Source organism: Mycobacterium sp. pUA109, from assembly GCF_041287095.1.
Taxonomy (GTDB): domain Bacteria; phylum Actinomycetota; class Actinomycetes; order Mycobacteriales; family Mycobacteriaceae; genus Mycobacterium.
The window spans coordinates 75,212-97,299 of record NZ_JBGGKS010000019.1 but is presented as its reverse complement, the minus strand read 5'-3'; the positions used below and the strand labels follow the sequence as shown (position 1 = coordinate 97,299).

Annotated in this window: 22 protein-coding genes and 1 pseudogene; 18 read left to right on the top strand and 5 right to left on the bottom strand. The window is 64.5% G+C overall.

Annotation, left to right across the window (positions count from 1 at the left end):
- The first annotated feature begins 43 nt into the window (after positions 1-43).
- The 11 genes and pseudogenes from fabG to ACAG26_RS20675 form a co-directional block, all read left to right on the top strand.
- Positions 44-778 carry a 3-oxoacyl-ACP reductase FabG gene (fabG, locus tag ACAG26_RS20725; protein WP_370484945.1) on the top strand — a complete coding sequence of 245 codons (735 nt, stop codon included), beginning with the start codon at positions 44-46 and terminating at the stop codon, positions 776-778.
- Positions 775-1,542: an enoyl-CoA hydratase/isomerase family protein gene (locus tag ACAG26_RS20720; protein ID WP_370484944.1), complete on the top strand. Its 768-nt coding sequence runs from the start codon at positions 775-777 to the stop codon at positions 1,540-1,542. The genes fabG and ACAG26_RS20720 overlap by 4 nt, the downstream gene beginning before the upstream one ends.
- Entirely contained in the window at positions 1,542-2,342 is an 801-nt protein-coding gene (locus ACAG26_RS20715) for an enoyl-CoA hydratase/isomerase family protein (RefSeq protein ID WP_370484943.1), read from the top strand. Before ACAG26_RS20720 ends, ACAG26_RS20715 begins: the two co-directional genes overlap by 1 nt.
- Complete coding sequence (locus tag ACAG26_RS20710; RefSeq protein WP_370484942.1) at positions 2,339-3,133, top strand: enoyl-CoA hydratase/isomerase family protein; 795 nt, start codon at positions 2,339-2,341, stop codon at positions 3,131-3,133. The genes ACAG26_RS20715 and ACAG26_RS20710 overlap by 4 nt, the downstream gene beginning before the upstream one ends.
- Positions 3,127-4,386, top strand: a complete 1,260-nt coding sequence (locus ACAG26_RS20705) for a Rieske 2Fe-2S domain-containing protein (RefSeq protein WP_370484961.1) — start codon at positions 3,127-3,129, stop codon at positions 4,384-4,386. Before ACAG26_RS20710 ends, ACAG26_RS20705 begins: the two co-directional genes overlap by 7 nt.
- Positions 4,383-4,913, top strand: coding sequence for an aromatic-ring-hydroxylating dioxygenase subunit beta (locus ACAG26_RS20700; protein ID WP_370484941.1), 531 nt, complete (start codon positions 4,383-4,385; stop codon positions 4,911-4,913). Before ACAG26_RS20705 ends, ACAG26_RS20700 begins: the two co-directional genes overlap by 4 nt.
- 6 nt (positions 4,914-4,919) lie before the next feature.
- Positions 4,920-5,174, top strand: coding sequence for a hypothetical protein (locus tag ACAG26_RS20695; RefSeq protein ID WP_071022990.1), 255 nt, complete (start codon positions 4,920-4,922; stop codon positions 5,172-5,174).
- Entirely contained in the window at positions 5,171-6,382 is a 1,212-nt protein-coding gene (locus ACAG26_RS20690) for an acetyl-CoA C-acetyltransferase (RefSeq protein WP_370484940.1), read from the top strand. Before ACAG26_RS20695 ends, ACAG26_RS20690 begins: the two co-directional genes overlap by 4 nt.
- On the top strand, positions 6,379-7,725 hold the full coding sequence (locus tag ACAG26_RS20685; RefSeq protein WP_370484939.1) for an OB-fold domain-containing protein: 1,347 nt from the start codon (positions 6,379-6,381) through the stop codon (positions 7,723-7,725). The genes ACAG26_RS20690 and ACAG26_RS20685 overlap by 4 nt, the downstream gene beginning before the upstream one ends.
- Positions 7,722-8,927, top strand: a complete 1,206-nt coding sequence (locus tag ACAG26_RS20680; protein ID WP_370484938.1) for an acetyl-CoA acetyltransferase — start codon at positions 7,722-7,724, stop codon at positions 8,925-8,927. Before ACAG26_RS20685 ends, ACAG26_RS20680 begins: the two co-directional genes overlap by 4 nt.
- Before the next feature lie 16 nt (positions 8,928-8,943).
- Positions 8,944-9,657: pseudogene (locus tag ACAG26_RS20675) on the top strand (lysophospholipid acyltransferase family protein); the annotation flags it as partial.
- 16 nt (positions 9,658-9,673) lie between these two features.
- Here the strand turns inward: ACAG26_RS20675 and ACAG26_RS20670 are convergent.
- From ACAG26_RS20670 to ACAG26_RS20650, 5 genes are all read right to left on the bottom strand, one after another.
- Positions 9,674-10,264, bottom strand: coding sequence for a TetR/AcrR family transcriptional regulator C-terminal domain-containing protein (locus tag ACAG26_RS20670; RefSeq protein ID WP_370484937.1), 591 nt, complete (start codon positions 10,262-10,264; stop codon positions 9,674-9,676).
- A gap of 38 nt (positions 10,265-10,302) precedes the next feature.
- Positions 10,303-11,424 (bottom strand): TIGR03857 family LLM class F420-dependent oxidoreductase, encoded by a 1,122-nt coding sequence (locus ACAG26_RS20665; protein WP_370484936.1) that lies wholly within the window; start codon positions 11,422-11,424, stop codon positions 10,303-10,305.
- A 196-nt stretch (positions 11,425-11,620) separates the two neighbouring features.
- A complete protein-coding gene (locus ACAG26_RS20660; RefSeq protein ID WP_370484960.1) occupies positions 11,621-12,376 on the bottom strand; it encodes an SDR family NAD(P)-dependent oxidoreductase in 756 nt (251 codons plus the stop codon).
- Positions 12,373-13,551 (bottom strand): LLM class flavin-dependent oxidoreductase, encoded by a 1,179-nt coding sequence (locus ACAG26_RS20655; protein ID WP_370484935.1) that lies wholly within the window; start codon positions 13,549-13,551, stop codon positions 12,373-12,375. Before ACAG26_RS20655 ends, ACAG26_RS20660 begins: the two co-directional genes overlap by 4 nt.
- A gap of 105 nt (positions 13,552-13,656) precedes the next feature.
- On the bottom strand, positions 13,657-14,286 hold the full coding sequence (locus tag ACAG26_RS20650; protein WP_370484934.1) for a TetR/AcrR family transcriptional regulator: 630 nt from the start codon (positions 14,284-14,286) through the stop codon (positions 13,657-13,659).
- Between the two features lie 59 nt (positions 14,287-14,345).
- On the opposite strand from ACAG26_RS20650, the gene ACAG26_RS20645 reads away from it, so the two are divergent.
- From ACAG26_RS20645 to ACAG26_RS20615, 7 genes are all read left to right on the top strand, one after another.
- Positions 14,346-14,792, top strand: a complete 447-nt coding sequence (locus ACAG26_RS20645; protein WP_370484933.1) for an SRPBCC family protein — start codon at positions 14,346-14,348, stop codon at positions 14,790-14,792.
- Positions 14,793-14,968: 176 nt separating this feature from the next.
- Positions 14,969-15,829: an SDR family oxidoreductase gene (locus ACAG26_RS20640; RefSeq protein WP_370484932.1), complete on the top strand. Its 861-nt coding sequence runs from the start codon at positions 14,969-14,971 to the stop codon at positions 15,827-15,829.
- A 3-nt stretch (positions 15,830-15,832) separates the two neighbouring features.
- The gene (locus ACAG26_RS20635; protein ID WP_370484931.1) at positions 15,833-17,470 is read left to right on the top strand and encodes a class I adenylate-forming enzyme family protein; all 1,638 of its coding nucleotides are present in this window, start codon (positions 15,833-15,835) and stop codon (positions 17,468-17,470) included.
- Entirely contained in the window at positions 17,470-19,200 is a 1,731-nt protein-coding gene (locus ACAG26_RS20630; protein WP_370484930.1) for a class I adenylate-forming enzyme family protein, read from the top strand. Before ACAG26_RS20635 ends, ACAG26_RS20630 begins: the two co-directional genes overlap by 1 nt.
- Before the next feature lie 92 nt (positions 19,201-19,292).
- Complete coding sequence (locus ACAG26_RS20625) at positions 19,293-20,360, top strand: phosphotransferase family protein (RefSeq protein ID WP_370484929.1); 1,068 nt, start codon at positions 19,293-19,295, stop codon at positions 20,358-20,360.
- Between the two features lie 77 nt (positions 20,361-20,437).
- Positions 20,438-20,890: a MaoC family dehydratase gene (locus ACAG26_RS20620; protein ID WP_370484928.1), complete on the top strand. Its 453-nt coding sequence runs from the start codon at positions 20,438-20,440 to the stop codon at positions 20,888-20,890.
- Positions 20,880-22,088, top strand: a complete 1,209-nt coding sequence (locus tag ACAG26_RS20615) for an enoyl-CoA hydratase-related protein (RefSeq protein ID WP_370484927.1) — start codon at positions 20,880-20,882, stop codon at positions 22,086-22,088. The genes ACAG26_RS20620 and ACAG26_RS20615 overlap by 11 nt, the downstream gene beginning before the upstream one ends.

Here is a 22,088-nt window from a genome sequence, read left to right as displayed (position 1 = left end):
GTTTAACCTAGATTAGAAATATTGAGCGGCGGAACGGAGGAGCATGACAGAGCTGTTGCTCGCGGAGCGTGTTGCTGTCGTGACGGGCGCTGGCCAGGGCATTGGTCGGGAGATCGCGCGCACCCTCGTCACCCATGGCGCCCGGGTGATTCTGGCCGACATCAACAGCGACCTGGCCGGTGAGGCGGCTACCGATGTCGGCGGAACCGGTGTGGCCTGCGATGTCACCTCACCCGAGCAGATGCACGACCTGGTCACCGGTGTCACGACCGACCTGGGTCGTCTGGATGTGTTCGTCAACAACGCTGGTATCACCCGCGACGCGTCGTTGAAGAAAATGTCGGTCGAAGACTTCGACACGGTGGTACGGGTGCACCTGCGAGGCGCCTGGCTCGGTGTGCGAGAGGCATCGGCGGTGATGCGGGAGCAAAAGTCGGGCAGCATCGTCAACATCTCCTCACTGTCTGGCAAGTCGGGCAATCCGGGGCAAACCAACTACAGTGCGGCTAAGGCTGGCATCGTCGGGTTGACCAAGGCCGCGGCCAAAGAGGTGGCACATCACAACGTCCGGGTGAATGCGATTCAGCCGGGGCTGATCCGGACGCCGATGACTGCGGCGATGCCGCCGGAGATCTTCGCCGAGCGCGAGGCGGCTGTGCCGATGAAGCGGGCCGGGGAGCCCGCCGAGGTGGCCGGTGCGGTGGTCTTCCTGGCCTCGGAGCTGTCCAGTTATGTCACGGGGACGGTACTCGAAGTCGGCGGCGGACGGTTCATGTGAGCACCGTTCTGCACACCATCACCGACGGCGTGGGGCGGATCGCACTCAATCGCCCGGGCCAGATGAATGCAATCACTGTCGCACTCGGTCGAGAATTGGAGCGCGCGATCCTCGACTTGGGCAATGATCCGAGGGCCAACGTGGTCCTCATCCGGGGGCTAGGCGGGAACTTTTGCGCTGGCGGCGATTTCAATGAGGTGCAACGCCTGCGTTCAGATGGTCCCGATGAGCTACGGTCGCTTTTCATCGCTTTCCGGCGTGCCTGTGAGGCCATTGCTAACGTCGATGTGCCGGTCGTGGCGGCGGTCGAAGGTGTCGCAATGGCCGGTGGCTTCGAGCTGATGCAGTCCGCCGATGTCGTTCTGGTCAGTGACGACGCCCGAATCGCGGACAACCACATCAACTTCGGCATGATCCCCGGTGGTGGCAGCACCCAGCGGATGCCGCGATTGGTGGGACGCCAGCAAGCGTTGGGCATCTTGCTTAGCGGTGACCGGATGTCGGGACAAGAAGCTGTCCGATACGGCCTGGCCTACCGCAGTTTCGCACCTTCCGAATTCAACGAAGGGGTGGAGCAATTCGTGTCAAGATTGGCTGGCCGGCAACGCTCGGCGGTGACCACGATCAAGCGGCTGGTATATGCGGGCCTGGGGAGATCCCTAGCGGTTGGCTTGAACGACGAGAGCGACGCTGTTGTCGCGCATATCAGCGGCCAGACCGGGGAGCGCGCGATCAATGCGTTCGCTGAGAAAGGTGAGAGTTGATGACAACCGCCAGCGCAACTGCGCCGGTTACCTTGAACGTTGACGACGACGGGATCGCGCGGCTACGGCTGAACCGGCCCGCTGTGTCCAACGGCATGAACGTGGAGTTGCTGAGGGCCCTGCATGAGGAGATCCTGCGCTGCCACGCCGATCCGCGGGCGAGGGTGGTGCTGCTGACCGGCGAAGGCCGAAACTTCTGTGCAGGCGGCGACGTCCACACCTTCGAGTCCAAGGGTGCCGATCTGCCCGACTATCTGCGCGAGGCCACCGCGTGGCTGCAATTGGCCACTGCGGCGCTGATCCAGCTCCGGGTCCCCGTGGTGACTGCGGTCCAGGGATTCGCGGCGGGCGGCGGCGGATTGGGACTGGTATGCGCATCCGATATCGTGGTCGCCGCGGACTCGGCCAAGTTCTTTTCCGGCGCGGTGCGGGTCGGGATGGCCCCCGACGGTGGTTCGTCGGTGACACTGACCCAGCTGGTTGGACTGCGCCAGGCGCTGCGCATCCTCCTGACCAATCCGACACTGTCCGCCGTCGAAGCGCGCGATATCGGGCTGGTCACCGAGGTCGTGTCGGACGATGCATTGGCGGACCGGACGGCCGAAATCGCGGCATCGCTGACCGCATTGCCTACCGGTGCGCTGTCGGCGACCAAGCGGCTGGTGTGGAGTGGAGTCGGAGCGTCGGTGGAGCAGCGGCTGGCTGAGGAGGCACGCACAGTGTCCGAGTTGTCTGGCACTGATGACGCGCTCGAGGGCTTACGAGCCGTCATCGAACACCGCAAGCCGAGGTTCCAATGACCGCCAGCACAGTTCTTATCAACGACAACGGCGCGGTGCGCACCATCACGTTGAGCCGTCCTGAGAAGCGCAACGCCATCGATCTCGAGCTGCGCGTCGCGCTCGCTCAGGCGATCGAGGCAGCAGGCTCCGACCAAGAGATCCATGCCATAGTCATCACCGGCGCCGGCCCGGCATTTTGCTCTGGTGGTGATATCACCACCATGGAGCGGATGCCCGTCGATCGCGCGATCGAGCGCGCCGAGCTGGCGCAGCGGGTGATTCGCGCGATTTGGAATACGCCTAAGCCGGTGTTGGCGGCGGTTGAAGGGTCCGCATTCGGCGCCGGAACGGCGCTGGCGGCCGCGTGCGATCGCGTCGTCGCCGCCCGTGACGCGAAGTTCGCGACGACGTTCACGAACGTCGGCCTCGCCGGCGACATGGGCACCTTCGTCTCATTGCCGGCACGGGTCGGGATGGCGCGGGCGCGGCAGATGCTCTTGTTTCCCAGATCCCTTTCGGCGGCGGAGGCGCTGGAGTTCGGGTTGGTCGACGCGGTGGTCGAACCCGGCGAGTCGCTGGATTCCGCGTGTCGGGACGCCGAGCGGCTGGCCGACGGCCCCGCAGCCGCTTATGGGGTGATCAAGACGCTGCTGTCCGAATCGGGCACGGCTAACCCGTTTGAGATGCTGCAGCGCGAGGCGGCCTATCAGTCCCAGCTTTTCGACACAGATGACTTTGCCGAGGGCGTCGCCGCCTTCCGTGACAAACGCCCTCCGTTGTTCGGCTCAAAGAGAGGAGCGCGATTGTGAGCTCGGCGATCGAAACCCAAACCCGCTATGACCGGCTGATCAGGCGCGACAAAGTCCACGGGTCGTTGTACACCGATCCCAGCATCTTCGCCGAAGAAGTAAGCAAAATCTGGTACCGCACCTGGGTCTTCGTGGGACACGAAAGCGAGGTAGCGCAGCCGGGCGATTATGTCCGCAGGCGGCTCGGGCCGCAGGAAGTGATCATGACCCGCGGCCGCGACGGTCAGCTGCACCTCTTGCTGAACCGCTGCGCCCACCGCGGCAATCAGGTCTGTCACGACGCCAAGGGAAACTCGTCGACGTTTCGCTGCCCGTACCATGGCTGGACCTTCCGCAACGACGGCGAGCTCATCGGTTTCCCATTCTTCAAGGGCTATGGCGAACGCAAACTTGACTTGAACTTGGGTCGGGTGCCGCGGGTCGACTCCTATCACGGTTTCGTTTTCGGTAGCTTCGCTCACGACGGACCGAGTCTGGTCGAACACCTGGGCGCCGCCGCCGGTGAGATCGACCGGCTAGCCCGATTGTCGCCGGCAGGCAGGGTGGAGCTCACCGCCGGATGGCTGCAGCATAAGACGCGGGCCAACTGGAAGCTGCTGGCCGAGAACGAAACCGATGGTTACCACCCACAATTCGTGCATGGATCCATCTTCGGTGTCACGGGCAGTCCCATCGGTGCCCTGTACAGCGACTCGTCCACCGCCGTCACCCGCGATCTGGGCAACGGTCACAGCGAAAACGACCTGCGGCCGGAGTTCCGCAAGTTCGGCGAGCCGATGCGGTGGTTTGGCACCACCGAGGCACGGGTTCCGGACTACGTTGCCGCGATGCGCGAACGCTACGGCCCGGAGGCTGAGCAGATCCTTATCGAGGGCGGCCCGCACGTGATGATCTTCCCGAACCTATTCATCGCCGAGATCCAGGTGTTCAATATCCAACCGGTTGCGGTCGGTGAATGTATCCAATTCTCGACCGCGATTCAGCTGGCGGAGGGGCACGAACTCAACACGCGGATGGTCTCGCAGTGCATGGGTTCGGTGGGGCCGGCCGGCATGCTGCTGGCTGATGACACCGAGATGTACGAGCGCAACCAGCGCGGCATCGAATCACTGGAGCCGGAATGGCTCGACGTCCGCCGCGGGCTCAACCGTGAAAGCGTCGACGAGAACGGATTCACGGTCGGGGCGGCCACCGATGAAACCGGGATGCGCGGATTCTGGTCGCACTACAAGACACTGATGGAGCAGCCATGACCGCCACTGCCGCAGCCGTTCAGGATCTGGGACCCGTACCCGAGGACTTCGACCGCTGGGAAGTCGAACAATTCCTGTACCGCGAGGCCCGGTATGCCGACGAGTTGAACTATGACGCGTGGGAGGCGTTGTGGACCGATGACGCACTGTACTGGGTTCCGGTCGCCTCGACGGACGACCCGCTGCGGCAGATGTCAGTGATCTACGACAACCGCAGCCGGATCTCCACCCGGCTCAAGCAGGTGCGGACCGGAAAGCGTCATGCCCAGGCACCGCCGTCGAACCTACGCAGATTGCTGTCCAACATCGAGTTCCTAGGCGGTAGGGCTAATCCTGAAGGCGGTATCGACCTCGAGTTGGCGGCTAATTTTCTGGTGCTTGAATCACGGGACCGCGACAACAACCTGTGGGGAGGACGCACCACGTATCGGTTGCGCCGTGTAGACGGCTCTTTGCGGCTGACGTACAAGAAAGTTGTCCTGGTGGACAATGACAAGCCCCTGCCCACGCTCAGTTTCCTGATCTGAGGATTCATGTCTATCGAGTTTGGTGGGAGCGACAGCATCGACATGCCGGGCATCGGTCCGGTGATCGGAAGTGAGTTCGCTGAGGTATCAGTGAATTTCGACACCGAAGGGAACTCTCCGCGGCTGCGTCTCGAGGACCTGCGCAGCGGGCGGGTTCGGTATCTGGATGCGCTGGAACTGGAGACGATCATCTGGCTGCAGCAAGATCATCTGAGCAGCCTGCTTGATCCGTCGGCCGACCGGTGGCGGGGTGACGCATGAGGCGCGCCGCGATCGTAGCTCCGCTGCGCACGGCGGTCGGTACTTTCGGCGGGACGCTTCAGCCGCTCCGTGCCGAGGATTTGGCAAGCCGCGTCATCGAGGCGGTGCTGCAACGCAGCGGTGCCCATCCCGAGCTCGTGGACGATGTCGTATTCGCCCAGTCATACGCCAATTCCGAGGCGCCCTGCATCGGCCGGTGGGCGGCGCTGAACGCCGGGCTGCCGGTAGGCGTGCCCGGCCTGCAGATCGACCGGCGTTGTGGCGGTGGCCTTCAGGCGGTGGTCACTGCCGCGATGATGGTGCAGACGGGCGCGGCCGACGTAGTCTTGGCCGGTGGTGTGGAATCGATGAGCAACATCGAGCATTACACCACCAGCGTCCGGTGGGGAGCCCGATCTGGTAACCAGGTACTGTACGACCGGCTCGATCGGGGCCGCGAGATGTCGCAGCCCATATGGCGATTCGGTCAGATCAGCGGGATGATCGAAACGGCAGAGAACCTAGCCTCGGACTACAGCATCGATCGCAACGCGGCCGACGCGTTCGCGGCCCGTAGCCACCAGCGAGCCGCCGCGGCGCAGGACTCGGGTCTGTTCGACGACGAGATCGTTGCCATAGAAGTACCCCAGCGCCGTGGTGATGCCGTGGTGTTTGATCGCGACGAGGGCGTCCGGCCCGACAGCACACCGGAGACCTTGGCGCGGCTGCGCACCATCGTGCCGGAGGGGACGGTGACTGCCGGCAATTCCAGCCAGCAGAACGATGCCGCCGCCGCCTGCTTGGTGGTAGCCGAAGATCGGCTCGACAAGCTGGGGCTGCAACCCCTTGGCTATCTGGAGGGCTGGGCCGCCGTCGGCTGTGAGCCCTCCCGGATGGGCATCGGCCCGGTCGGTGCGGTCGAAAAGCTCTTCAGCCGAACTAATTTCGGTTTCGACGATCTGGCTCTGATTGAAGTGAACGAGGCGTTTGCCGTCCAGGTACTCGCGGTGCTGGACGGGTGGGGCGTTAAGCTGGGCGATGTTGACGATCGGCTCAACGTCAACGGGTCGGGTATCTCGCTGGGCCATCCGATTGGCGCCACCGGGGTGCGAATTCTCACGACGATGCTGCACGAGCTGCGCCGTCGGGGCGGCGGGTTCGCGCTGGAAACGATGTGCATTGGCGGCGGTCAGGGCATTGCCGCACTATTCCGCGGGCCGACGTCATGACCGCTGCTTTAATCGGCTACGCCGCCTACCTACCGCGGTACCGATTGCCCAAGGACCGGATCGTGGCCTCGTTCGACGAGGACAGCACCACCATGGCGGTGGCCGCGGCCGCCGCCGCGACAAGGGGGAACCGGCCCCCCGAAAATCTGTATTTCGCCACCAGCAGCCCGGCTTATGCCGATAAGACCAACGCCACCGCGATACATTCCGCGCTGGGCTTGCCGGTCGGTGGGTTCGCTGCAGACCTCTGCGGTACCGGGCGGAGCTGGATCGCGGCCTGCCGAGCTGCGGCATCGACCGGCGGCGTTGCGGTATCGGCCGATGTGCGGGTGGGCCGGCCGGGTTCGCTCGACGAAAAGCGGGGCGGTGACGGTGCGACGGCGCTGCTGTTCGACGATGGTCCCGCCATCGCCGAGATGGTGGGTACGACATCGCTGACGGCGGAGTTCCTCGACCGCTGGCGGCAACCGTCTTCGATCACCGGTGAGCAGTGGGAGGAGCGCTTCGGTGCCGAACGATATGCTGCGCTGATCGGCGGCGCCTTCGACCGCATGCTCGGCGACAGCGGATTGTCTGGCGTCGACCACGTCGTGCTCGCCTGTCCCAATCCCGCGATCGTCAAACGGGCCGGAAAGCTGGTGAAAGGGCTGAAGTCGACCGTCACCTCGCCGATTGGGTTCGCAGGGGCGAGCGATGCGGCCATCGCCCTGTGCTCGGTGCTCGACACCGCGGATGCGGGCGAGACAATCCTGGTGCTTTCCGCGGTTGACGGCTGCGACGCTGTACTGTGGCGCACCACCGCCGAGCTGCCGCGCAATCGACAACAACATCGGGTCGGCGAGCAACTCGCAGATGGTCTACCGGTGCAACACCTCACCTATCTTTCTTGGCGCGGTCTGGTCGAGATGGAGCCGCCGCGGCGCCCAGAACCGGATCGTCCCGCGGCGCCACCGTCGGCACGGGCCGAGCAGTGGAAGTTTGGCTTCACCGGGACTCAATGCGCTGAATGTCAGTTCGTGCACCTACCACCCGTGCGTGTATGCCGGAGATGCGGCACCGCCGACCACATGCACCGGGCGCAGATCGCGACACTGCACGGCACGGTGGCCACCTACACGGTGGACCACCTGGCATACTCACCGTCGCCGCCGGTGGTGCAAGCGGTTATCGACGTTGACGGCGGTGGCCGGTGCACTCTCGAGATCGCTGATGCCGAACCAGACCGGCTGCGCGTTGGCACGCGGGTCGGTTTCACCTTCCGCCGGTTGTTCACCGCCGGTGGGGTACACGACTACTTCTGGAAGGCGCGTCTGCTCGACGACGCCGGAGTGGAGGCCCGATGACAAGCCACGGCATTACCGACCGGGTAGCGGTTGTCGGGATGGGCTGTACCCGGTTCGGAGAGCGTTGGGACAGTTCGACCGAGGACCTGATCCTCGAAGCAGTTGGCGAATGTCTGGGATCGGTATCCGGGCTGGGTAAGGATGATGTCGACGCCTACTGGCTGGGCACACTCGGCTCTGGGCAGTCCGGCCTGACATTGAGCCGCGCGTTGGGTACTGAGGGCAAGCCGGTCACTCGCGTCGAGAATTATTGCGCTACCGGGTCGGAGGCGTTCCGCAACGCCTGTTACGCGGTGGCTGCCGGGGCGTATGACGCGGTGATGGCGGTCGGTGTCGAGAAGCTCAAGGATTCGGGTTTCTCCGGCCTGTTGCGTGCGGACCCGCCCAGCGACGGAACCGCACCTGAATTGTCGCTCACCGCGCCCGCGGCGTTCTCGTTGTTGGATCCGGCGTATTGCGCCAAGCACAGTGTGCATCCCGACGAGATGCGCGAGGCGATGACTCATATCGCCTGGAAGAACCATACCAACGGCGCGCGGAACCCCAAGGCGCAGTTCCGTTCCCCGGTGACCAAGGAGACCATTGCCAACGCGCCGAAAGTGGCGGGCCGGCTGGGCGTATTTGATTGCTCGGGGGTTTCCGACGGTGCGGCGTGTGCGCTGATTGTGCCGGCCGAGCGTGCCGGTGACTACACGGACTCCCCGATGTATGTCAAAGCACTCTCTCTGGTGGCCGGATCAACGCGGGGCTCCATGGATCCCGATTTCGACTTCACCACCTTCCCCGAAGTGGTCCGGTCGGCCCGTGACGCGTACGCCCAAGCCGGTATCGATCGTCCCAGTATCGAGCTCTCGATGGCGGAGGTGCATGATTGCTTCACCCCCACCGAGCTCGTGCTGATGGAAGACCTCGGCTTCTCCGAGCCCGGGCACGCGTGGAAGGACGTGCTGGGCGGTGACTTTGACGCCGAGGGGCGGCTCCCGGTGAACCCGGACGGCGGCCTCAAGTCATTCGGCCACCCGGTCGGCGCCAGCGGTCTGCGGATGCTCTACGAAGCCTGGCTGCAGTTCCGCGGACAGGCCGGTGACCGCCAGCTGCCCGACCCACGTACGGCGTTGACCCACAACCTCGGCGGCCGGCCGGGAGGATGTGTCTCCTTTGTCTCCATTGTCGGTCGGGCCCTCGGTTCGGCGGGCGGTTAGCTCGTGGTGGGTCATGGGTGATAGCCCGCTGGCGCAGTTGCGCACATTCGTCGGTCTTGGATCGCTGGTCCCAGTCGCCGCGGGTGCCGTCGGGATAGGTCTGCTCACCGGTGACAGACGCCGTGGCGTGAACTTCTTCACGTCGACCTGGCCGCAGTTGATGTTGACGACCGGCGGCGTGAGCATCCGTACGTTCGGCGCAGAGAACTTGAGGTCCCAGCGTCCGGCCGTGTTTATCTTTAATCACCGCAACAGCTTCGATGTGTTCATAGCCGCGGCCCTTGTTCGTGATGACTGGACGGCGGTGGGCAAGAAGGAACTCGAGAACGACCCGGTCGCGGGCACGATCGGGAGGTTCGTGGACGCGGCGTTCATCGATCGTGATGATCCCCAGCGGTCGGTCGAGGGTTTGCGCAAGGTCGAAGCGCTGGCCCGCAGGGGCATCTCGGTGATCATTGCGCCCGAGGGCACCCGTGCGGACGGGCGTGCCGTCGGCGCGTTCAAAAAGGGTCCGTTCCGCATCGCGATGGCGGCCGGGATACCGATCGTACCCATCGTGATCCGCAACGCGGAGGCGATCGGGGACCGGCACTCCAAGACGCTCAGATCCGGCAGCGTCGACGTTGCCGTGCTGCGGCCCATCGCCGTTGACGGGTGGACCGTCGCGGAGTTGGACGAGCGTATCGCGGAGGTCCGTCAGCTCTACGTCGACACCCTGCAGCACTGGCCCGGTACATCAGACGGAGTCAGTCACCGATGATCCGACACAATCCGCGCAGGTACTGTGCCTCGGTAACCTCGGTTCCGAACAGTGTGGACACCGCCGACAGGTGGGGGAATTCGGACACGTCGAGATGTGACCAGGCGGCGCGCGGCCGGTCGGCGCCGGCCCTCGACTCGACGATGGCAAAGATCGCGAACCCCAACGTGTAGGTGGCCAGGGTGCGCTGCAGATGGAATGCCTCCTCGGGACTGAATCCGGCCCGGTGCAGCCGCATCAGCACCCGTTCGATCACCTCAGCCTGGGCGCGACCGAATACCGGTGCATCGGCGACCGCCAGGGTGACGTTGCGGTGGTCGAGGAATCGGCGGTAGATGGACAAGAACACCTTTTCCAACACCGTCTGCCAGCGTTGGCGTAGGTCGACCGGCGGTAGATCCGCCAGCAGCAGGTCGGCGACCATGGTGACGATCTCGTCCTTGGACGCCGCGTAGCCGTAGATCGTCATCGGCCGGACGCCGAGTTCCTTGGCCAGCCGGGCAATCGTCAGGGCACCGGGACCTTCCGCGTCGACAAGGTCGAAGGCCGCGTGTGCAACCTGGCTCGGGGTCAGCAACGAGGGGCGCCCGGGCCGACGAGCCGGGCCGGGGACCGTCAACGGTCTCGGTCACGCCAGGCGGCCACCAATTCGGCGTTCTGCGCCGGCGTCGATCCGTAGGTGACGATCTCGTCGGCTCCCGCATCGATGAACCGCTGGAGATTGGTGACGCACTCGTCGACCGTTCCGATCGCACTGCAGTCCCACATGTACTCGTCGGGAATAACGCTGGCGACATCCATCATCTCGTGGCGCTGGAACTCTCTGTCGGCGACCTGCGAGATGTTCGCGAACCGCTTGTGGTTGCGGATCTTGTCCAGCAAGCCCAGATCCCAGCCGTTCGCAGTGCACAACTGCTCGCCATAGCGGGGGTACTGCAGGTAGGTGACCATCCGTCCGTGTGCGATCGCACGTGCTTCGAAATCGGCTAGGTTGGGCGCTGTTACGACCAGGGCACCGACACGGATCGAGTTGGGATCACGGCCGATTTGCTCGCAGGCTTCGACGATTCGGGCCTTGGCTTCGGCAACGGCGGTCGGGTTCATCATGGGGATGAGGATCACTCCGTCGGCTTTTGCAGCGGCGTATCGGGCGCCGGCGGGACCGCAGAATCCACCGAACCAGATCGGGGGAGGAGCGCCGTGGTAGCTCTCCGCGAAGGAGAGGTCTTCGAAGGTCCCCACCGGTCCGTCGTAGGTGACGTGCTTTCCGGCCCATAGGTCGCGCAAAATGTCGGTGTAGTCATACATTTGACGAAAGGTCGCCATTTGGATGCCAGTGCCTTTGAAATAGCCGTTGTCACCGCGGCCCAGACCCATGATGAAGCGTTCCCCGTAGCAGGCTTGCATGGTGGCGCCGAACGCGGCGGCGGTCCACGGGTGTCGGGTGGTTGGGTCAATGACACCCGTGCACACCTCAAGGCGGGAAGTGCGGGCGGCGATGCCGGACAGGATCACGTCGGACCATTTGATGTCGATGCGCTCGGACAGCCAGACGCGGCGAAAGCCGAGGCGTTCGGCATCCACGCCGTCCTGGATTCCTTGCGCCGGTGTGCGGGACACGGTGTCGTACTCGGACTCCTCCTGCTGGGAGGTCACCGCACCGGCGATAACGAAGGCGCTCATGTCCTCGGCGACGGGCGCAAGGGCGGTGTCGGTGGACTTTTCGTTGATGGTCACAGCTTTATCTCCTAGTCGAGGTTTCGGCGCCCGATCGGTTACCAGCGCGGCGGCGTGAGCCACCGGGCCGCCAAACGCCGTACCGCCGCGATCGGGCGGCGCGAATCGTTTCCGTATGCTATACGGAAACGATGGATATCCGCAAGACGGGAGCATCGAATAACCAGTGTGCTCCGCCGATCGGTCGCACCAGCGCTCAGAACAGGCTTGCCGCCATCGCATTGTCGACGGGCAGCGCGACGCCGCTGACGAATTCCGCCGCATCCGAAGCGAGGTAGGCGACGGCGCGCGCGATGTAGGCCGGTTCGCCCATGCGACCTTGTTTCGCGGCAACCAGCTCGTTGATCGGTACCGGCGAGAGGGCCTCAAAACGGGACTTCATCTGGTCCATCATCGGTGTCGCGATGAGGCCGGGGCACACGCAGTTGACCCGGATATTCGCCGGTCGCAACTCCAACGCAGCCGACTGCGTGAGGTTGATGACGGCAGCTTTGGTGGCGCCGTAGGCAGACATCAACGGGACCCCGCGAAGCCCAGCCGCCGACGCGACGGACACGATGGCGCCGCCGCCGCCCTCGGCCATCGGTGGTGCTGCGTACCGGATGCCGTTGAATACGCCGACGATATTGACGCGCAGGATGTTTGCGAGTTGATCCGGGGTGGTCTCGACCAGTGGTGTGGTCACCTCCATCCCCGCATTGTTGACCAGGATGTCCAGCCGGCCGAACCGTTCGACCGTCGCCTGCACCGTGTGGTGGACATCCTCGGGTTCCCCGACGTCACAGCGAATCGGGTGTGCGCGTTCGAGATCGTCGGCGACGGCGGCGGCCCCTTCCGCATCGATGTCGCTGACCATGACGGTGGCCCCCGCTGCGGCCAGGATGGTGGCGACCCCGCGCCCAATGCCCGATGCTGCGCCGGTGACCAGCGCTACCTTGTTCGTGAATGTCATGGCCGCAGCCGTTCTCCGCCGAGCAGCGTGATCACCTGGGAGATCTGCTCGGTCCAATGGCGGCCGTATTCGGGGTCGGCACTGGCCGCCATGTTGAAGAAGCTGACCTCGTTGATACCGGCGTCGATCATCTCCTGCACTCGGCCGGCAACGCGTTGCGGTCCGCCCCACACCAGGGCGAAGTCGGTGACCTGTTCGGGGATCCCCGCCGTCATCTCGGCGACACGCTCCGGCGTGGCCAGCATCGGGTTGATGTCCTGCGCCCAGTTGAAATTGCCCAACGGGTGTTCGAAACCCCACTTCTCCCAGGTTTTGCTGGCGTCGATGCTGGCGGCGGTGACGGCGATCCAGCCGGGGTTGGGGTGGCGGGCGAGTTCCCAGGCGGTCTTATCGTCTTCGGCGAGGACCGTCACCACCTGGGCGTTGAAGCGCAGCGGTTCGGGATCGTGTCCGGCCTTTTCCGCGTGCTCTCTGATGCCGCGGATGTAATCGGCCAACCAGGCGTTGTCGTTGCCGGACCCGCCCGGCAGGTACGTCAGCCAGCCGTTGCCGATCGTTCCGGCCAGCCGCTGGATTCGGGGGCCACCGCCGACGAACAGCAGCTGCGGCGGGCCACCCTCCCACGCCGGAATCGGGAAGATCGCATCCGTGAGCGGCCAGAATTCGGATTCGCGCGTAACCGGCTCACCCCCGGACTGCCACAGCGTCTGCCAGATCGCCGCGGCCTCCTCCAACCGTGTGAACGGCTTGGTGCGGACCTCGCCGAACGGTTTGAATTGCTTTTCCTCGCCGGCCCCGATCGCGAATGTCATGCGGCCCTTGGACATGTGTTGCAGCGTCATCATTTCCTGCGCCATCACCGCAGGACTGCGCCGCAACGGGTCGATCACGGCAAGCAGGATCTCGAGGTTCTCCGTGAGCACCGATGCCGCTGCGCACATCTCCATGGAACCGAACCACGCCTCGGAGTAGAAACTTGTCGGCGCGGCCGGGTCCGCCGATGGCACCGGCGCCTTGAGCATCCCGAGTGGATGGGTCGACATGATCTGGTCGGGCAAATCGAGGAACTGCCATCCCTGCCTGTCGGCTCGCCGGAACGACTCCAGCGCGGCGTCCATCGGCGGGAACTCGTTCCCGAACAAGCCGAACTTCACCGGTTTGGTGACCACATCCACCTCCACACCCGTGCGCTGATGCCAGTGTGAGGATTCTCTTTGGTGAGAGTCACTCTTGTCAAGAGTGTGACTCTCGCAGTTGAGCGGATGGTGGACACGGCCGGTTCAGCGGTACCGGCCCGGCGGCAGGCCGGCTTCCATGGCATCCAACCCGGTCCTCAAGTGATCGACGACCCTTCCGCCGTGGGCCAGCCATACCCGCAGTGCCGTGCGGAAGGCCGCGACGGCGGCGCCCGCGACGACCCCGGCGACGATGTCGCTCTCAGGGTCCAGGCCTCGGTCCGCGGCCAGCACCTGCTTGATGATGTCCTCCACCTCGGCGCAGTATTCGAGAAAGCGGTTGTGCAACGCCGGTTCGGTATGGCACAGCCGGGTCCTCACCGGCGCGAACTCCGGATCCGACTCCAGCCAGTAGACGGCGTTCTCGAGGAGGACCTCGCGGGTGCGGGACCAACCCTCGCCCGCCGGTGGCGGATCGGCGAGAAGCGCCCGATACGACGTCATCCGCTCGTCGATGTCGTAGAAGACGGCGTTCTCCTTCGTTCCGAAGTGGCGAAAGAAGCTGCTCGGCGCGTAGTCGGCGGCCATAGCGATGTCTTCGACCGTGGTCTGAGCGAAACCCTTCAACTCGTACTGCTTCAGGGCCTCCAGCGCCAGTTCCCGCCGACCGCGCTGCATCCGTCGTGCCCGCGGTGACTGTTTGTGGACATCGGTGACCGGTGGAGATTCCGCCATGCCCTTCCCTTCATCGTTTAACTATCATCGTAAGACTTACTCCTATAGGAGGAAAAGCTATGCCTCCCGCATCCGCGGCTGCCCAAGCGCGCACCGCCGCCACCCCGGAAACTGTCTACGCGCTGCTGTGTGACGCGTCGAGTTGGCCGACGTGGATCGATGTGGACTCGGTGGACCTCGAGGTGGAGGGCCGTGACGGCGGCGAAAGCGTGGGCGCCGTCCGGGTCTTCCGGTTCAGGCGCCTGGGGTGCAGGTTCACGACAAGGGAGCGCATCGTTGAACTGGCCCCGCGTCGTCGCTTCGGCTATGAACTGATGTCCGGACTTCCGCTGGTGGGCTACCGTGCCGTCGTCGACCCCACCCCCTCGGCGGAGGGCGGAACGGTCATCACCTGGTCAGGATCGTGGTTGCCAATGCCGGGCACCCGAGTTTTCACCAGGCTCGCACTCGGCAGGCTCTATCGGCAGTTCTCCCAGGGATTGGCGCGCAAAGCCGCCGGCGGGTGAATCCGTTGCCGCGTGTTGAAGACCCGCGATCCTCTCGTGAGTTATGCGTAAGCCGTCGCGGGTGTCGGCAGCGGGCGGGCGTCCTGGATGTGTTGCCGCGGCTTGACGCTTGGCAAATTTTGAAACTATATTCAAATCCAGCGTAGGCCGTCAGACGTCGACCCAAAGGAATTCACGTGCCCGGAGTGCAGGACAAGGTTGTGATCGTCACCGGTGCCGGCGGCGGATTGGGACGTGCCTATGCGCGGTTCCTCGCCGATAACGGCGCACTCGTGGTGGTCAACGACCTTGGTGGTGCGCGCGACGGGACGGGCTCTGGTACCGGTATGGCGGACGCCGTCGTCGAGGAGATACGCAACTCCGGCGGGGAGGCCGTCGCCGACTACTCGTCGGTGGCGACCCCGGAGGGCGCCCAGGCCATCGTCACGACGGCGATCGAACGGTTCGGAGCGGTGCATGGCGTCGTCAACAACGCCGGCATTCTGCGGGACGGTGCATTCCATAAGATGACAGATGAGAACTGGGATGCTGTCCTGAAAATCCACCTGTACGGCGGCTACAACGTCAGCCGTGCAGCATGGCCCCACCTGCGCGAACAGAAATACGGCCGCATCGTGGTCGCGACATCGACCAGTGGCCTGTACGGGAACTTCGGCCAGGCCAACTATGGCGCCGCGAAATCAGGGCTGGTGGGCCTGATCAACACGCTGGCGATCGAGGGCGCTAAGTACGGGATCACCGCCAACGCGATCGCGCCCCTGGCGGCCACCCGGATGACCGCCGATATCGCACCCCAGGAAGTACTCGACAGGCTGGATCCTGCGCAAGTCGCGCCGGCCGTCGGGTATTTGCTCTCGGAAGAAAACCACGACTCCGGATCGGTGTTCGTCGTCGGCGGCGGTCTGGTCCAACGCGTCGCCCAGTTCCAGAACGAGGGGGTGACATTCTCGGCACCGCCGAGCCTGGCCGAGATCACCAGCCGGTGGCCGGAGATCAGCGACATGTCGAACGCGAAATTGGGCAGCAATCCTGTCTGAACCATGGCCGTGACGGGCACGCAGCCGCCGTCGCCGAGGACCCTCGAGCGGGCGTATTGGGAAGCGGACCGCGGGATATCGCTGGTCGATTTCACCGTGGGTGAATTGCTTGCCGACCGCGCGCGGGCGCACCCTGACCGGATCGCGCTTATTGGAGTGCGCCACGGTACCCACGAAACTGTTCGGTTGACCTATGCCGACTTGCTTGATGAGGCATGCCGAGTCGCCGTCGCCTTGTCGCAACTCGCTGAGCGGGGAACTCACGTCGCACTGTGGGCGCCCAACGTCATTGAGTGGCCGGTCGTGCAATACGGCGCGGCACTGGCCGGAGTGGTGCTGGTGGCACTCAATCCGGCACTCCGCGAGGAGGAGCTCGAGTACGCCCTATCGCACTCAGGCGCCTCGATCCTGCTGCACGCCGACGTCAGCCGCGACTACCGGATGAGCGATGTGGCAGCGAATTTGAGCCGCGCATTGCCTGGGTTGCGGTGTGTGTCGCTGTCGGACACCCCGACGTGGCGAGCGGCTGACGGTGACCTGAGCTCGTGCGCCTCACCAGACGCGGATGAGGTCGCCATGCTGCAATACACCTCGGGAACGACCGGCCGCCCCAAGGGGGTGCTGCTCAAGCACCGGTCTTTGGTCAACGTGGCGAAGTTGACGTTGGAAGCGGTGAATGCACCGCCGGGGGCGGTGTGCCTCAACCCGCTGCCGCTGTTCCACACCGCCGGATGTGTGATCGCGACACTGGGTCCGCTGTGGTTGGCGGGGACGGTGGTGCTGGTCGACCGGTTTGTCCCCGGCCCGGTCCTGAAGTCGTTACGTGACGAGAACGTTTCAGTGCTCTTCTATGTACCGACCGTGCTCGGCGCATTGCTGGAATGTCAGCGTGCCGGCCACGAACCGGCTCCGCGATTGCACACCGTCATGGGCGGGGCATCGAACGTGCCCGCCTCGATGATCGTCGACGCCGAACAGATTTTTGGGGCGACCGTGATCAACCTGTTCGGACAGACCGAGCTGTCGCCGGTGCTGTCGACCACCCGCCCCGGCGATTCACGACACGATCAACTGACAACGGTGGGCCGGCCCCTACCACAGGTCGACTGCAAGATCGTCGATCCGGGCACCAACGAGACGGTCGCGGTCGGCCAACAGGGGGAGATCTGCGCCAGGGGATACCAACAGTTCCTGGGGTATCTGCACGACCCCGAGGCGACATTGCGCGCGGTTGACGAAGACGGATTCGTCCACACCGGAGACCTCGGGACAATGGACTCTCGGGGGTATCTCACCGTCACCGGGCGGCTCAAGGAACTCATTATTCGTGGCGGCGAGAACATCGCCCCGGCCGAGATCGAATCCGTTGTGGTCGAACATGAATCGATTGTCGAGGTGGCGGTGGTCGGGCTTCCGGACGAGCGTCTGGGAGAGGTCGTTGTTGCGGTGATCCGCCTGCGGGTTGAGGTGGGTCCGGACCTGAAACAACGGTTGGTTGACCACGCCCGCGCCCGGCTGGCTCGGTTCAAGGTTCCGAGCCGGTGGTTCGTGGCCGGCGGACTGCCGGTGACGCAGACAGGGAAGGTGCGTAAGTTCGAGTTGCGCGAGGCGATCTTGGCCGACGAACTCCCCGAGCTGTGATGGAAACCGGTATCGCCTGGCGCCGAAGCCAGCTGCGCGACCGCTTTCCGGCCTGGCATCGGCATACTTTGGCCGGCTGGCTCGACGACTGCGCCAGCCGCTACGCCGATCGGCCACTGGTGCTCACCGACGAGGGCGAACACAGCTACGCCGACGTCGCCACGCAATCGCGGAGGCTCGCCGACGGTCTGATGGTGCTCGGGGTTCGGCGCGGTGACCGGGTCGGCATGGTGATGGCCAATCACCCCGAGTTCGCTGCCGTGAAGTTTGCGATCGCGCGAGTAGGGGCCATCGCCGTTCCGTTCAACTACCTCTACCGGTACGATGAGTTGCGGTACGTGCTCACGGACTCGGGGTGCCGAGTGCTGGTCACCATGACCGGTTTTCGGGGCCTCGATTATCCGTCGATGCTCGACGCCATCATACCCGGGTGGGATTCGCCGGCGACATCCGTGGAGCCGACAGTGGTGCAGCTCAATGTCGAAGGTCGGGCCCGGCCGGGTTGCCTGACGATTGACGACCTCGCCGCGATTGGTGATGAGAATCGCGGTGCCAGCGCGGGTGTGGAGCTGGACCCCGACGACCCCGGGGATATGTTGTATACCTCGGGGACCACGGGATCGCCCAAGGGAGTGGTGACGTCGCATGATGCGGTGTTGCGGACCGCCTATGCTTCCGCGTTGACCCGAGCTTATGAAGATGGTCGGCGAATTCTGTTTTCGTTGCCCTGCTACCACATGTTCGGCTACATCGAAGGTCTCCTCTCGGTCATGTTCGTGGGTGGTGCGATCATTCCGCAGACGGCGTTCAGCGCCGACGGCTACTTCGCGGGCATTCAACGGCACCGCGCCACCGATATCCTGTGTGTGCCGACCATGGCCGTAGCGATGCTCGAGTGCGCCACCCGCAGGGACTATGACCTCTCCTCGTTGCGAGCGATCCTCTGCGGATCCGCGCCCGCGCCAATCTGGTTGTGGCGACAGATCGAGGATGAATTCGGCGTCAGTGAGATCGTGACCGGGTACGGGATGACCGAATGTGGCGGGGCGATGACGCTGACTTTGCCCGAGGATCCATTGTCGCTGACATCGGAGACGGTGGGAAGGCCGAAACTCGCCGGTGCCGCGGCTGTTCCGGGGAGCGATTCCTTGGTGCTGTACAAGACGGTGGACTCTGCCAGCGGGAAGGATTGTGCACCGGGCGAGGAGGGGGAGTTGGTCTCCTCGGGGCCGACGGCGATGCTGGGCTATTGGAATCAACCCGGGCAAACCGCGGCGACGTTGCGGGACGGCTGGCTGTTCTCCGGTGACCTCGGTCGTGTTCGCGACGACGGCTACCTGGAGGTGACCGGGCGCAGCAAGGAGTTGTACAAGAGCGGCGGCGAGCTGGTGATGCCCAAGGAGATCGAGGACCTGCTGGCCGCTCACGATGAGATCAGCCAGGTGTTCGCCGTCGGCCTGGTCGATGATCGATGGGGCGAGATCGGCTGTGTCGTGGTGGTGCCCGCACCAACTGCGGCCCTGACCGAGGATGATGTCATCGCGATCTGTCGCGCGAGGTTGGCTGCGTTCAAGGTCCCCAAACGGGTGGTGTTCTACCGGGCGGAGGATCTCCCCACCACGCCCACGGGCAAAGTGCAGAAATTCAAGCTCATTGAGCAGCTCACTGCCGGGTCGCCGAGGGCGGCCCGGCGGCCCGGCGGCCCGGAGACTGAACTTAATTGCTACTAGAAAAATTCTATAATAACCGAGTTATCTGCGGTAACATCTGATCCAATAGATTAAAAACTGGGGTTCGGACGGCATTTTAACGGTTGGGTGTGGTGAAGGGGCAGGGCGTCATGGCGACCGGTGTTTCGGTGCGACCTCGTCGCTCGCCGTCGCCCAGGTTGATGTCGACGCGGCCTCGCGCGCTGGCCTCCTGGCTGATCGGAAACGGTGAACGTGTCTGTACTCCGGTCGTGATCGGGCGTGTTGGCGCAGGCCAGTCGAACGTCACCTCGATCGTGGCCGACGGCGAGGGGCGGCAGTGGGTGCTGCGCGAACCACTGCCGGGCGACGAGGCGGCCAACGCGCGGGCGGTGGCGCGGGAAGCGGGGACCATCGCGGCCCTGGCGAACAGCGGCATCCCGGTGCCCAGAATCATCGGCATCGGGGAGTCCCGCGGCGGCGGGTCGTTTTTTGTCATGCAGCGAATGGCTGGCGGGGTGCTCGAGGACGATACCCAACTCACCGATCCGGGCCGGCGCTACCAGATCGGCGTCGACGTGATCGCGACCCTGGCCCGGCTGCACCGGCTCGACCCGGCGCTGCTGCGCCGCGCCATCTCCGAATCTCCCTCCCTGCACCGTCAGATCGGTCAAGTCAGTGATGTCTGGTTGCGGGTGGGATCGGGGTGTATCCATGACGCCGGGTGGCGTGCCGTCCGGTCGAGACTGATCGAACGCCTGCCGCATCCGCAGAACCCGGCCGTGATCATGCACGGTGATTTCCGGCTGTCCAACCTGTTGGTGTGCGGTGGCCGCGTCTCTGCGGTATTGGACTGGGAACACGCTACGGTGGGTGACCCATTGGTCGACCTCGCTTGGCTGCTCGAGGATTGGCGGTCCGTCGACGACTCGCCGTTATCGCGGTATGCCCCCGCCCACGCGGACGGATTTCCGACACCGTCGAAGATGATCGAGATATACCGTAACGAAACAGGTTTCGAACTCGACCGGCTCAGCTACTACCGAGGATTCACGCAATGGCGCCAGGCGAGTTTGGCTCAGGCTGTGGTCATGAGATATCGGATGGGGTCGATGGATGATCGCGGTGTGATCGACTGTGACATGCTCGACGAGTCGATTGCCGGCTTGCTGACATCTGCTGCCGTACAACTCAAGGAGTGACGTTGGCCGAATCGTCACGCGGACATCGCACTATGCGTCACCCCCATCGTGGGGTTGCGGATCAAGAGGAGTAGAGGATGAAGGTATTCACAGATCTCACCGAGTTGGCCGATGCCCAAGGCGAGCAACTGGGGCCGACCGATTGGCTGGAGGTTGGGCAGGACCGTGTGAACTTGTTCGCCGATGCCACCGACGATCATCAGTGGATTCACGTTGACCCCGACCGGGCCGCCGACGGTCCCTTCGGTGGCACCATCGCCCATGGCCTGCTGACGCTGTCGCTGTTGCCGCATTTCATGCACCAGCTGTACCGCGTCGACAACATCACGATGGCGATCAATTACGGCTTCAACAAGGTCCGCTTCATCACGCCGGTTCCCGTCGGTGCCAGAGTGCGCGCCCGCTCCGAGATCGCCGATATCGCAAAGCTGGACGGTGCCGTGCAGGCCACCTTGGTGACCACCGTCGAGGCTGACGGAGCTCAGAAGCCCGCTGCCGTCGTGGAATCCATCATCCGCTATGTCGGATAGCCGCTACGAGTCGGAATTGGCGGCGGCGCAGCAGCTCTATCGTGCGCTGGCTGCCGGCGACCGAGATCGTGTGCTGTCGCTGCTGCATCCGGACTTCGTCGGTCATGTCACCGAGGGGCTACCGCTGGACATGGGCGGTGAGCATCTCGGGGCGGAAGCCATGCAGGCCGATGTGTGGTGGCGGATCGGCCGTCACTACCGGGTGGAAGCGCGGGCCGAGGAATTCAAAATACTCGATGACGGCAGGCTCTTCGTCGCGGGCCGGTACCGTGGCAGCGCGCGGGTGTCGGGACGGCGGCTCGATGCGGCATTCATTCATGTGATCGGTTTCGCGTCCGACGGGCGGATCACGTCACTGGACCAATTGACCGACAGCGCCGCCTGGGTGGAAGCCCTGGGCGCCGACGCTGCACCGGAAACGATCGACTACTCGGTGGCCGACGGTGTGGCCACCGTCTGCCTGAACCGGCCCGATGCCCGCAATGCCATCAACCTACAAGTCGCGCAGGAGACCTTGGAGATCGCTCGCCGGATCGCCGCCGATCACTCCGTGCGCGCGGTGCTGATCTGCGGGAACGGGCCCGCCTTGACCGTCGGCGGCGACATCGACTATTTCCGGCAACGGCGCCCGGCCGACCTGGGTGATCTGTTCAGGCAGATGACCACTCGGTTCCACGAGGCGTTTCGCGTGCTGAGCCACATCGATGCCCCGATCGTGACCGCCGCACACGGTGCCGTCGCCGGTGGCGGCCTGGGCTATGTCTATGCGGCAGACCTGGTGTTGGCGGCCGAGGGCACCCGATTCGTGACCGCTTTCGCGGGGCTGGGTTTATCCGGTGACGGTGGCGGCACCTGGCACCTGCCGCGTCTGGTCGGGCCGCGGCGGGCGGCGCAGGCTTATCTGCGCAATACGCCGATCGAGGCGGCCGAGGCGCTTGAGTGGGGACTGATCAACGAGATCGTGGCCGCCGACGAACTCCGTGACCGAGCCGTCGCGCTGGCGAACGAACTTGCCCACGGACCCACCAGGGGGTTCGCGAAAATGCGTGCTCTGCTACGGGACTCGTGGAACAACGACCTATCGACACAATTACACGCCGAGACCGAAGCGCTCGAGATCACCGGGGACACCGCTGACGCGGCCAATGCGCTGGCCGCATTCGCGGCAAAACGCCAGCCCAGTTTCACAGGAAGATAA

Coding starts and splice junctions, on each gene's coding strand:
- fabG (WP_370484945.1), top strand. CDS start 44: ATGACAGAGCTGTTGCTCGCGGAGCGTGTTGCTGTCGTGACGGGCGCT.
- ACAG26_RS20715 (WP_370484943.1), top strand. CDS start 1,542: ATGACAACCGCCAGCGCAACTGCGCCGGTTACCTTGAACGTTGACGAC.
- ACAG26_RS20710 (WP_370484942.1), top strand. CDS start 2,339: ATGACCGCCAGCACAGTTCTTATCAACGACAACGGCGCGGTGCGCACC.
- ACAG26_RS20700 (WP_370484941.1), top strand. CDS start 4,383: ATGACCGCCACTGCCGCAGCCGTTCAGGATCTGGGACCCGTACCCGAG.
- ACAG26_RS20695 (WP_071022990.1), top strand. CDS start 4,920: ATGTCTATCGAGTTTGGTGGGAGCGACAGCATCGACATGCCGGGCATC.
- ACAG26_RS20690 (WP_370484940.1), top strand. CDS start 5,171: ATGAGGCGCGCCGCGATCGTAGCTCCGCTGCGCACGGCGGTCGGTACT.
- ACAG26_RS20685 (WP_370484939.1), top strand. CDS start 6,379: ATGACCGCTGCTTTAATCGGCTACGCCGCCTACCTACCGCGGTACCGA.
- ACAG26_RS20680 (WP_370484938.1), top strand. CDS start 7,722: ATGACAAGCCACGGCATTACCGACCGGGTAGCGGTTGTCGGGATGGGC.
- ACAG26_RS20660 (WP_370484960.1), bottom strand. CDS start 12,376: ATGACATTCACGAACAAGGTAGCGCTGGTCACCGGCGCAGCATCGGGC.
- ACAG26_RS20650 (WP_370484934.1), bottom strand. CDS start 14,286: ATGGCGGAATCTCCACCGGTCACCGATGTCCACAAACAGTCACCGCGG.
- ACAG26_RS20645 (WP_370484933.1), top strand. CDS start 14,346: ATGCCTCCCGCATCCGCGGCTGCCCAAGCGCGCACCGCCGCCACCCCG.
- ACAG26_RS20635 (WP_370484931.1), top strand. CDS start 15,833: ATGGCCGTGACGGGCACGCAGCCGCCGTCGCCGAGGACCCTCGAGCGG.
- ACAG26_RS20630 (WP_370484930.1), top strand. CDS start 17,470: ATGGAAACCGGTATCGCCTGGCGCCGAAGCCAGCTGCGCGACCGCTTT.
- ACAG26_RS20620 (WP_370484928.1), top strand. CDS start 20,438: ATGAAGGTATTCACAGATCTCACCGAGTTGGCCGATGCCCAAGGCGAG.
- ACAG26_RS20615 (WP_370484927.1), top strand. CDS start 20,880: ATGTCGGATAGCCGCTACGAGTCGGAATTGGCGGCGGCGCAGCAGCTC.